Origin of the sequence: Achromobacter sp. (assembly GCF_050285585.1) — a bacterium.
Classification (GTDB): Bacteria; Pseudomonadota; Gammaproteobacteria; order Burkholderiales; family Burkholderiaceae_B; genus Achromobacter.
In genome coordinates this window covers 76,629-87,927 of the sequence record NZ_JBLZXF010000023.1, presented here as the reverse complement: position 1 = coordinate 87,927, position 11,299 = coordinate 76,629, and the positions used below count along the sequence as shown (strand labels likewise).

At 65.4% G+C, this 11,299-nt stretch carries 10 protein-coding genes; 1 reads left to right on the top strand and 9 read right to left on the bottom strand.

Annotated elements, in window-relative coordinates:
* Positions 1–116 precede the first annotated feature (116 nt).
* Genes ispG through ndk form a run of 4 tightly spaced genes read right to left on the bottom strand, consistent with a single transcriptional unit; the run spans position 117 to position 3,534 of the window.
* Entirely contained in the window at positions 117–1,403 is a 1,287-nt protein-coding gene (ispG, locus tag ACN6PJ_RS23455; protein WP_427998192.1) for a flavodoxin-dependent (E)-4-hydroxy-3-methylbut-2-enyl-diphosphate synthase, read from the bottom strand.
* A gap of 15 nt (positions 1,404–1,418) precedes the next feature.
* Positions 1,419–1,913, bottom strand: a complete 495-nt coding sequence (locus ACN6PJ_RS23450; RefSeq protein ID WP_427998191.1) for a helix-turn-helix domain-containing protein — start codon at positions 1,911–1,913, stop codon at positions 1,419–1,421.
* Positions 1,910–3,064 carry a 23S rRNA (adenine(2503)-C(2))-methyltransferase RlmN gene (gene rlmN / locus ACN6PJ_RS23445; protein WP_427998190.1) on the bottom strand — a complete coding sequence of 385 codons (1,155 nt, stop codon included), beginning with the start codon at positions 3,062–3,064 and terminating at the stop codon, positions 1,910–1,912. Before rlmN ends, ACN6PJ_RS23450 begins: the two co-directional genes overlap by 4 nt.
* Positions 3,065–3,108: 44 nt before the next feature.
* Entirely contained in the window at positions 3,109–3,534 is a 426-nt protein-coding gene (gene ndk, locus ACN6PJ_RS23440; protein WP_427998189.1) for a nucleoside-diphosphate kinase, read from the bottom strand.
* Positions 3,535–3,925: 391 nt separating this feature from the next.
* On the opposite strand from ndk, the gene ACN6PJ_RS23435 reads away from it, so the two are divergent.
* Complete coding sequence (locus tag ACN6PJ_RS23435; RefSeq protein WP_427998188.1) at positions 3,926–6,820, top strand: valine--tRNA ligase; 2,895 nt, start codon at positions 3,926–3,928, stop codon at positions 6,818–6,820.
* Positions 6,821–6,872: 52 nt separating this feature from the next.
* Here ACN6PJ_RS23435 and ACN6PJ_RS23430 read toward each other — a convergent pair whose 3' ends face one another.
* From ACN6PJ_RS23430 to ACN6PJ_RS23410, 5 genes are all read right to left on the bottom strand, one after another.
* Positions 6,873–8,162, bottom strand: coding sequence for an NAD(P)/FAD-dependent oxidoreductase (locus ACN6PJ_RS23430; protein WP_427998187.1), 1,290 nt, complete (start codon positions 8,160–8,162; stop codon positions 6,873–6,875).
* A gap of 9 nt (positions 8,163–8,171) precedes the next feature.
* Positions 8,172–8,903: an amino acid ABC transporter ATP-binding protein gene (locus ACN6PJ_RS23425; RefSeq protein WP_427998186.1), complete on the bottom strand. Its 732-nt coding sequence runs from the start codon at positions 8,901–8,903 to the stop codon at positions 8,172–8,174.
* Positions 8,900–9,553 (bottom strand): amino acid ABC transporter permease, encoded by a 654-nt coding sequence (locus ACN6PJ_RS23420; protein ID WP_427998185.1) that lies wholly within the window; start codon positions 9,551–9,553, stop codon positions 8,900–8,902. Before ACN6PJ_RS23420 ends, ACN6PJ_RS23425 begins: the two co-directional genes overlap by 4 nt.
* 121 nt (positions 9,554–9,674) lie before the next feature.
* Positions 9,675–10,430 (bottom strand): ABC transporter substrate-binding protein, encoded by a 756-nt coding sequence (locus ACN6PJ_RS23415; RefSeq protein WP_427998184.1) that lies wholly within the window; start codon positions 10,428–10,430, stop codon positions 9,675–9,677.
* Between the two features lie 99 nt (positions 10,431–10,529).
* A complete protein-coding gene (locus ACN6PJ_RS23410) occupies positions 10,530–11,225 on the bottom strand; it encodes a helix-turn-helix domain-containing protein (protein ID WP_427998183.1) in 696 nt (231 codons plus the stop codon).
* Positions 11,226–11,299: the final 74 nt, after the last annotated feature.

Genomic DNA, 11,299 nt, shown 5'->3' with positions numbered 1-11,299 from the left:
GCCCCCGGCAACAGGTCATTCATGCCGCGTATGGCGGCGACTTTCTGGAAAGCTTGAGTCATCTTGATCATGCCGCGTCGCGCGCCGGCAAGCGCGCTAGCGGCCACACCCTTACTTTAATGAGAAGCGGGCGCGCCATAGCGGCGCGCGACGTAGTCTTCGACGATGGCCTGGAACTCTTCGGCTATATGGTCGCCCTTGAGCGTCACCGTGCGCTCGCCGTCGACGAACACCGGCGCGGCCGGCACTTCGCCAGTGCCCGGCAGGCTGATGCCGATATCGGCGTGGCGGCTTTCGCCCGGCCCGTTGACCACACAGCCCATCACGGCGACGTTCATGCTTTCGACCCCGGGATACTGCGCGCGCCACACCGGCATCTGGCGACGCAGATACCCCTGTATGCTGTCGGCCAGTTCCTGGAAGAACGTGCTGCTGGTGCGGCCGCAACCCGGACACGCGACCACCATCGGCGTGAAGGCGCGCAAGCCCATGGTCTGGAGGATTTCCTGCGCCACGATGGCTTCGCGGCTGCGGTCGCCGCCGGGCTCGGGCGTGAGGGAAATGCGGATGGTGTCGCCGATGCCCTGCTGCAGCAGCACGGCCAGCGCGGCCGTGGACGCCACGATGCCCTTGCTGCCCATGCCGGCTTCGGTCAGGCCGAGATGCAGGGGATAGTCGCAGCGGGCGGACAGATCGCGGTAGACGGCGATCAGGTCCTGCACGTGGCTGACCTTGCACGACAGCACGATGGCGTCGCGGCGCAGGCCGAGTTCTTCGGCGCGCTGCGCGTTGCTGATGGCGGACACGACCAACGCGTCGCGCATCACCGCCTGGGCTTCCCAGGGCTGCGCGCGGCGGCTGTTTTCGTCCATCTTGCGCGCCATCAGTTCGTGATCCAGGCTGCCCCAGTTCACGCCGATGCGCACGGGCTTGTCGTAGCGGCAGGCCACTTCGATCATCTGCGCGAAGTTGTCGTCCCGACGCTTGCCTCCGCCCATATTTCCCGGGTTGATCCGGTACTTGGACAGCGCCTGCGCGCATTCGGGAAACTGCGTCAGCAGTTTGTGGCCGTTGTAGTGGAAGTCACCCACCAAGGGCACGTCCACGCCCATGCGATCGAGCTGATCGCGGATCGCGGCGACCTCGCGGGCCGCCTCGGGCGTATTCACGGTGATCCGCACGAGCTCGGAGCCGGCCTGGGCCAGCTCCTTGATTTGTATCGCCGTGGCGATGGCATCGGCCGTGTCGGTGTTGGTCATGGACTGGACCACGACCGGGGCGTCACCGCCCACGACGACGACGCGGCCACCCCACTTCACCGCCACCGAACGCGTGGCGCGGCGCACTGCGGCCCCCACGGCGGGCGGCGGCGCATCCTGGCAAGGCAGAGAAGATTCTTGCATCGGTGGAACCGGGTTTTACTTGGTCGGCTTCGGCAGCCAGTCGAACGGCAGCCAGTGCTGCGGCAACCAGCCTTGCCAGAAGGCATACGCCACGCCGGCGGCCAGCACCAGCACGATGGCGAGGAGCCACCCCCAGGAGGTCGAGGACGAACGGTCGTCGTCGGCGCCGGACTGGGGAATGGAATGCGCCGAATGCAAGGCGCCAGGGCTCAGCTTCACCGGGCCGGTGACGCGCGCCTTGGGGTCCAGCGAATCGACGATGGCTTGCGAGTCGGCGCCCAGCAGGCGCGCGTAGTTGCGGACCAGGCCACGCAATGAAACGCCGGTGGGCAGCGACGCCCACTCTTCGTTTTCCAGGGCTTCGATCTGCTTCGTCGAGAACTTGATGCGGCTGGATACTTCGTCGAGCGACCAGCCCTTGGATTGGCGCAACGCGCGCAATGCCGAACCCACGCTGCCTGCCGCGCCGGCGGGCGTCTCCGAAACTGCAGAAGCGAAATCCTGCGTCATGCATGCACCTGTTTAATTGGTATGGTCTGGCGCTGTGCGGCGTTGCGCTCGGTGATTCGAGTGCGGTCGCGCACTTCTCCGGCCAGCTGGCCGCAAGCCGCATCGATGTCGTCGCCCCGGGTCTTGCGGACGGTGGTGATGATGCCGGCGTCCATCAGGCGCTGGGCAAACACCTTCACCCGCGCCGAGTTCGAGCGCTTCAGGCCGGACTCGGGAAAGGGGTTGAACGGAATCAGATTGAGCTTGCACCGCAGCTGGCGTGCAATGTGGATCAGTTCCTTGGCGTGCTGGTCGGTATCGTTGATGCCGTCCAGCATGCAATATTCGAAAGTGATGAAGTCGCGCGGCGCGAACGCCAGGTAGCGCTCGCAAGCGGCCAGCAGCTCCTTCAACGGGTACTTCTTGTTCAGCGGCACCAGCTCGTCGCGCAGCGCGTCGTTCGGCGCGTGCAGCGAAACGGCCAGGGCCACGGGGCAGTCCTGCGACAGGCGGTCCATCATGGGGACCACGCCGGAGGTGGACACCGTGACGCGGCGGCGCGACAGGCCGTAGGCGTTGTCGTCCAGCATCAGGCGCAAGGCGGGCAGGACCTGGTCGTAGTTGAGCAGGGGCTCGCCCATGCCCATCATGACCACATTGCTGACGACGCGGGTATCTTCGGTGGCCTTGGCGCTTTCCAGGCGGGCGGTGCCGATGTCGGCTTCCAGCACGCGCTTGGCCCACCACAGCTGGCCGATGATTTCGCTGGTTTTCAGGTTGCGGTTGAAGCCCTGGTGCCCGGTCGAGCAGAAGCGGCAATTCACCACGCAGCCGGCCTGGCTGGAAATGCACAGCGTGCCGCGGTCATCCTCGGGGATGAAGACGGTTTCGATGGCATTGCCCTGCCCCACGTCGAACAGCCACTTGCGGGTGCCGTCGGACGAGCGCTGCTCGGTATTGACGGGCAATGCCTCGATGCGGCAATTCGTTGCAAGCTGACCGCGGAAATCGCGGGCAAGGTCGGTCATGGCGTCGAACGAATCGGCGCCGCGCTGATGCATCCAGCGCTGCAACTGGCGGGCGCGAAACGGCTTGCCGCCCCACTGCCCGACGAGCTCGGAGAGGGCGGAGCCATCCAGCCCCAGCAGATTGATTCGTTCGACGGATTCCATGACCTGGGTAACGCTAAAAAACTAAAACAGTGCTTTCGCGAAAATCAACGGCTGTGGATGTTGATTTCGGGGAAGAAGAAAGCCACTTCGACGGCGGCCGTTTCCGGAGCGTCGGAGCCATGCACGGCGTTGGCGTCGATGCTGTCGGCGAAGTCGGCGCGGATGGTGCCGGGAGCCGCCTTCTTGGGGTCCGTGGCGCCCATCAGGTCGCGGTTCTTGGCGATGGCGTCTTCACCTTCCAGCACTTGCACGAAGACCGGGCCCGAGACCATGAAGTCGACCAGATCCTTGAAGAAGGGGCGTTCCTTGTGGACGGCGTAGAAACGCTCGGCGTCGGCGCGCGACAGCTGGGCCAGACGGGCGGCGATGACCTTCAGGCCGGCTTGCTCGAAGCGGCTGACGATCTGGCCGATGACGTTCTTGGCGACGGCGTCGGGCTTGATGATCGAGAGGGTGCGTTGAATGGACATAAGAACTCCGAAAGCTGATTTCTGACTGGTTTCTAATCAATTGCCTGGCGCGGCTCTGCGCTTGTCGGTGTCACCCTTGAAGCGTCATCGCGCTGTTGGCGCACAGGCGGTCCGAAACGAGGGAATGTTTCGGGCCGGCCTGAACCGCTGGGCCAAGGCAGGGATTCGACACTGCCCACCTGTCGGACTCGACCCGGATTTCCATCGAGGGGCCGGACACGCATTTTCAAGCGCGCGTTTCGGAGGGAATCCTCAATGAATTCAGGGACTTCTAAAAGGTTTACAGTAACCCGGTATTCTAACACGCTGAGAAGACCGCATTACATCTTAAAATGAGCGGTTTGCTGCCCGCATCTTTAGGCCGGGCGCCCCTGTCTGCCGGAACCCTGTAATGACTCAAGCTGCTTCCCCGAACGCCGCGACGCCCGCGAGCGACACCCAGGAACTCTCCAAGAGTTTCGAACCCGCCGAACTGGAATCCCGCTGGTACGCCGAATGGGAAAAGCGCGGCTACTTCCAGGCGGGCCAGCACGTAAAATCGGGGACGGAAAGCAAGCCGTACGTCATCCAGTTCCCGCCGCCCAACGTGACGGGCACCCTGCACATGGGCCACGCCTTCAACCAGACCATCATGGACGGCCTGGTGCGCTACCACCGGATGCTGGGGGACGATACCGTCTTCATCCCCGGCACCGACCACGCCGGCATCGCCACGCAGATCGTCGTTGAGAGACAGCTGGACGCCCAGAAGGTTTCCCGCCACGACCTCGGCCGCGAGAAATTCGTGGAAAAAGTCTGGGAATGGAAGGAAAAGTCGGGCAACGCCATTACCGGCCAGGTCCGCCGCCTGGGCGCCTCCGCCGACTGGCCGCGCGAGTACTTCACGATGGACGACCGCATGTCGCGCGGCGTCATCGAAACGTTCGTGCGCCTGCATAAACAGGGACTGATCTACCGCGGCAAGCGCCTGGTCAACTGGGATCCCAAGCTGCTGACCGCCGTTTCCGACCTGGAAGTCCAGTCCGAAGAGACCGATGGCCACATGTGGCACATCCTCTACCCCTTCGTGGACGGCCCTCAGACCATCGTCGACAAGGACGGCCAGACCGTCACGCTGCGCGGCCTGACCATCGCCACCACCCGCCCGGAAACCATGCTGGCGGACGGCGCGCTGTGCGTCCACCCCGAGGATCCTCGCTACCAGCACCTGGTGGGCAAGGAAGTGGAACTGCCCCTGTGCGACCGCAACATCCCGATCATCGCGGACGATTTCGTCGACCCCGAATTCGGCACCGGCTGCGTGAAGATCACCGGCGCGCACGACTTCAACGACTACGCCTGCGCGATGCGCCACGATCTGCCCCTGATCGTGATCTTCACGCTGGACGCGCACATCAATGAAAACGGCCCCAAGCAGTTCCAGGGCCTGGAGCGCTACGAGGCCCGCAAGGCCGTCGTGGCCCAACTGGAGGCCGAAGGCTATCTGGTCAAGGTCGAACCGCACAAAATGATGCAGCCCAAGGGCGACCGCACCGGCGTCGTCCTGGAGCCCATGCTGACGGACCAATGGTTCGTGGCCATGAGCAAGCCCGCTCCCGAAGGCACGCTGAACCCGGGCAAGAGCATTACCGAGGTCGCGCTGGAGGTGGTCGCGGACGGCCGCATCCAGTTCTACCCCGACAACTGGACCACCATCTACAACCAGTGGCTGAACAACATCCAGGACTGGTGCATTTCGCGCCAGCTCTGGTGGGGCCACCAGATTCCGGCCTGGTATTCGGACGACGGCCAGGTGTTCGTGGCCCACGACGAGGCCGAGGCCGCCGCGCAGGCGCGCGCGGCCGGCGTGACGGGCGAACTCAAGCGCGATCCTGACGTGCTGGATACCTGGTTCTCCTCCGGCCTGGTGCCCTTCACCACGCTGGGCTGGCCGGAAAGCACGCCGGACCTGCAGCGCTACCTGCCCTCCAGCGTGCTGGTGACGGGCTTCGACATCATCTTCTTCTGGGTGGCGCGCATGGTCATGCTGACCACGCATCTGACCGGCCAGATCCCGTTCAGGCACGTCTATGTGCACGGCCTGATCCGCGATGCCGACGGCCAGAAGATGAGCAAGTCCAAGGGCAATACCCTGGACCCGGTCGACCTGATCGACGGCATCGACCTGGACGGCCTGGTCGCCAAGCGCACCTACGGGCTGATGAACCCCAAGCAGGCCGGCGCCATCGAAAAGGCCACCCGCCGCCAGTACCCGGACGGCATCCCCGCTTTCGGCACCGATGCGCTGCGCTTCACCATGGCCGCCTACGCCACGCTGGGCCGCAACATCAACTTCGACCTCAAGCGCTGCGAGGGCTACCGCAACTTCTGCAACAAGCTCTGGAACGCCACGCGCTTCGTGCTGATGAACACCGAAGGCCATGACCTGACGGGCCCGGACGCGGGCGAGCAGTCCTTCGTGGACCGCTGGATCGTCAGCCAGCTGCAGACGCTGGAAGCGGACGTGGCGCGCGGCTTCGCCGACTACCGTTTCGACAACGTCGCCAACGCGCTCTACCGCTATGTCTGGGACGAGTATTGCGACTGGTACCTGGAACTGGCGAAGGTGCAGATCCAGACCGGCACGCCCGCCCAGCAGCTGGGAACTCGCCGCACGCTCATCCGCGTGCTGGAAGGCGTGCTGCGCCTGGCTCACCCCATCATCCCCTTCATCACCGAAGAGCTGTGGCAGAAGGTGTCGGTGGTGGCCGGCAAGCGCAAGGAAGGCGTCGCCGACAGCGTCAGCGTCCAACCCTACCCGCAGGCCAACCCGCAAGCGGTCGACACGGCCGCCGAAGCCGACGTGGCCGAACTCAAGGCCCAGGTCGAGGCCGTGCGCGCCCTGCGCGGCGAGATGAATCTGTCGCCGGCCCAGAAGGTGCCGCTGTGCGCCCAGGGCGACGCGCCGACGCTCAAGCGCAACGCCCCCTACCTGGCGGCGCTGGCCAAGCTGAGCGAGGTCGAGGTGCTGGACGCCCTGCCCGACGCGGGCGCGCCCGTTCAGGTCGTGGGCACCAGCCGCCTGATGCTGCGCGTGGAAATCGACGTGGCGGCCGAGCGCGTGCGCCTGGACAAGGAAATCGCGCGCCTGGAAGGCGAAATGGCCAAGGCCAACGGCAAGCTGTCGAACGCCAGCTTCGTCGAACGCGCGCCGGCGGCAGTGGTCGAGCAGGAAAAGGCGCGCCTGGCGCAGTTCGGCGAAACCCTGCAGAAGGTGCGCGAACAGCGCGCCAAGCTGGGCAATTGAGCGCCGCCCGCGCCTGAACGCAAAAGCCCCTCGATAGATCGAGGGGCTTTTTTTACACGCCGCCGTCCGTCATCCTGTACCAGGTCACGACTGCGTTCACGTACAGCCGCCGCAGGCCGTAGAGGGGAAACGGCACCACCGGCGAGAGCGGAACCGGCAGGGCATTGGCGTCGCCCGTGGCCACGTATTGCGCCATGGCCCGGCCCATGCTGGTCTGCAGGCCCACGCCGCGCCCCTGGCAGCCGATGTCCACAAGCAGGCCAGGTTCGGGCTCGTGCAGGTGCGGAAGGTAGTCTCGGGTAACCGCAACCCTGCCGCACCAGCGGTATTCGAACGGCACGCCGGCAACCTGCGGGAACAGCTTCAGCATCACGCGCTCCAGATGCGCCCAGTCCTGCTGCCCCTTGGGCTCGCGGAACGGGCCGCGTCCGCCCATCAGCAGCCTGCCCTGGTGGTCCAGCCGGAAATACAGCAACAGATTGCGCGTATCGGAAGTGACATGGCCCTCCGGAAAAATGCCTGCGCGCACCGCCTCCGGCAGCGGCCTGGTGGCCACCTGGAAGGTATTGGCGTCGATGATCGAGGTCTTCAGGCGTGGCAGCAGGTCGCCGCCGTAGGCATTCGTGCACATCACCACGCGATCCGCGGTGACGCTGGGGCCTCGGGCCGTGGTCGCGGTCCACTTGCCCGCCGCGCGCGCCAGGCCGGCAACGGGCGAGTCGGTATGGATGATGGCGCCCGCGTCCAGCGCGGCGCGGGCGAGGCCGCGCGCGTAGCTCAGGGGCTGGATGGCGCCCGCACGGCGGTCCACCCAGCCGCCCAGGTAGCGGTCGGTGCCGATCAGCCGGGCCACCTGCGCGCGATCCAGGGGCTGGACGTCGGCGCCGAGGCGGGCCCACTGGGCGGCGCGGCCGTGCGCCAGCTGCAGAGCCCCGGCGGTATGCGCGCCCTGGATCCAGCCCTTGCGCACGTGCGGCACATCCATCGCATGCCGCTCGATCAGGTTGAACACCGAATCCGCCGTCGAGCCGGCAAAGCGCACGAGGCGTTCGCCGCGCTCGGCGCCGAACAGGGAGATCAGCGCGTCCGGATCGTACTTCAGCCCCGGAATGACCTGGCCGCCATTGCGGCCCGAGCCGCCGAAGCCGATCTCGCGCGCCTCCAGCACCATCACGCGCACGCCGCGTTCCGCCAGGTGCAGGGCCGTGCTCAGACCAGCGTAGCCGCCGCCGATCACCAGCACGTCGGCCTGCGCGGAGGCCTCCAGCGGCTCCGTGGCGGGCGGCGGCGGCGCCGTCGCGGCCCATAACGAAGGAGAAAGCGGAAATGGCGCTTGCGGCATGGTCCGTCCTTACATGGGATGCAGCACGCGGCGCAGGAAATCCTGCGTCCGGGGATGCTGCGGATGATTCAGCACTTCGCGGGCAGCGCCCTGCTCCACCATGACGCCGCCGTCGAAGAACATGACGCGGTCCGCCACTTCGCGGGCGAAGCTCATTTCATGGGTCACGACGACCATCGTCATGCCCGCCTCGGCCAGCTTGCGCATGACGCCCAGCACGTCGCCGACCAGCTCCGGGTCCAGCGCGGAAGTGGGCTCGTCGAAAAGAATGGCCTTGGGCCGCATCGCCAGCGCGCGCGCAATCGCCACGCGCTGCTGCTGGCCGCCGGACAGTTGCGGCGGGTGCGCGTTCTCCTTGTCGGCCAGCCCCACGCTGGCCAGCAGTTCGCGGCCTCGCTCCATCGCTTGCGCGCGCGGCTCCTTCTTCACGAAGATCGGGCCTTCGATCACGTTCTCCAGCGCGGTGCGGTGGGGAAACAGATTGAAGCGCTGGAACACCATCGCGACCTGGGTACGAATCGACACGATGGACGGCGAGTCGCAATCGACCAGCTCCCCGTCCACGGTAATGCGTCCGGCGTTGTAGCGTTCCAGCCCGTTGATGCATCGCAGGATGGTGGACTTGCCCGAGCCCGAGGGGCCGATCACGCAGACCACCTCGCCTTTCGTGACCTCGGCGTCGATGCCCTTGAGCACTTCCAGCGGGCCGAAGCTTTTGCGGACTCCCTGGAGCTGGATCATTTGGCTGCGCTCCTCTTTTCAAGATGGCGGACCAGCAAAATCAACGGCACGCACATCACCAGGTACATGAGCGCGACCAGCGTGAACACGGTGGCGTTCTTGAAGGTGGACACGGCGATCAGCTTGCCCTGCAAGGCAAGCTCCGCCACCGTGATCGTCGAGGCCTGCGAGGAATCCTTGAGCATCATGATCATGATGTTGCCGTAGGGCGGCAGCACGATCTTCACCGCCTGCGGCAGCACGACCCGCCGCATCGTCATGCCCCAGCCCATGCCCATGGCCATGGCGGCCTCGATCTGGCCCCGGTCGATGGCCTGGATGCCCGCCCGGAAGTTCTCGGCCTGGTAGGCGGAATAGGCAACGCCCAGGCCGATGATGGCCGCCTGCACCGCCGTCAGCGACACGCCCATGTCGGGCATCACGAAATAGATGTAGAACAGCAGCACGATGATGGGTATGCCGCGCAGCAGGTTAATCACCCCCCCGCTGAACTTGGACAGGTAGCGGTTTCCGGAGACGCGCATCAGGGCCCACACCAGGCCCAGCGCCGTGGACAGGGCCAGCGAGCCCAGCGTCACCAGGATCGTGAGCTTTGCGCCTTGCAGCAATATCGGCAGGTACTCCGCCGCATCCTTGAAGAATTCCGTCATGACTCATCACCCAACAAGACAGCCTGCGGGAACGCGGCATGCGCCCGGTCCGTCCGGCCGGCGACAGGCGCGCCGGACGGACATGCGCAACGGCGTTCGATTGCTCGGGTCCAGGCCGGCATCAAGCGCCGGACAGCCCCCACTTCTTCAGGATGGCGTCTATGGCGCCGTCCGCCTTCAGCTTGGCCAGCGCCTTGTTGATACGGTCGAGCAACGCGGCGTCTTCCTTGCGCGTGGCCAATCCCAGGCTGCCCATTACCGTAGGCTGATAGGCCTGCGCCATCTTCAGGTTGGGGTAATTCCCCTGGGTCAGAATGTAGGCGGCGATGGGATAGTCCATGAAGCCGCCCTGGATGCGGCCGGCGTTGGCGTCGCGCATCATGTCGGGCGGATTGTCGTAGAGCTTTACCTCTTTGAACACGCCGCTCTTCTGTATCGGCTCGACGAAGGCGGTGCCGACCTGCACGCCGACCGTCATGCCCTTCATATCGGCGAAGGACTTGTATTCCTTGTTGTCGGTCTTGAGCACCATGAGCCCTTCGCCGTAGCGATACACGGGCTCCGAAAAGCTCACCACCTGCTGGCGCTGCGGCGTGATGAACATGGCCGCCGACACGATGTCGATGCGCTTGGAAGTCAGCGAACCGATCAGCGCGGAGAAAGCCATGGGTTCGATCTGCACCTCGAATCCCGCCTCTTTGCCAACCGCCTTCACGATATCGACCATCACGCCTTCGATGCTGTTGGTCTTCGTGTCGAGAAACGTGAACGGACTGCCGGTGGGCGTGGACCCCACTTTCAATACCGTTTGGGCCTGGGCGCCCGCGGCCATGGACAATGCAGCAATTACAGAGACAGCCAGAGTCTTGAATTTCATGACATATCCTCGTCGTGGCAAAGAAAGCCGGGCCGCGCCTGGCAGGCCCGGTGGCGCGACGATCCCCTGCATCGTCGCGCCGCTATGGATGCGATGCGCTCATGGCGCCTGTTGCGTATCGTCCCCCGCGGCTTGAGTGATGTTGGAAATGGCCCAGATGACCTCGGTCGTCTGCGACCCGGGATTGCGCCAGCGGCGAGGCGTGCTGCTGGCATAGCAAAAACTGTCGCCCTCATGGAGCAGCACGACCCGGTCGCCCACCCATAGCTCCAGCGACCCCTTGACCACCACGCCGATCTGCTCGCCCTGCCCCGTCACGAAGAGCTCGTTGCCGGTGGAGCCGCCCGGCTCGATGGTGGCGCGGCAAAGATCCATACTGCGGCAGGCCGGCGGCGTATACATCTCTTTGCTGATGCCCTTTTCGCTGAGATCGATGTAGCGATGCGTGCCCGCGCGGGCAACCCGCCCGCCGTCCTCGACTTGCGTGTGCTCGGCGTTGCGCAGCAGGGAGTTCACCGACACGCGGAATTCGCGGGCCAGCAGATGCAGGATTTTGACGGAGGCCGAACTGAGGCCGCGCTCGATCTGGCTCAGCAGCCCCAGCGAGATGCCGCAGGCGCCCGCCACTTCGGCCAGCGAACGGCGCTGCTGTTTGCGCAACTGGCGCAACTGCTGGCCCAGCCACAGGTCAACGGCGGATTCCGGCCGGCCGGGCTGGCGCTTCGCTTTCTGGAACAGATCGACGGCGTGGCGCGCGGACGCCGGCGCCGGCCGATTGGAATCGGAGCGGCTCATATGAAAATTTCATTTCCATGTAATTTTCAATGCTATGGAGCCGCGCAAGAGCCCACAAGCTAGGAACATCCCTA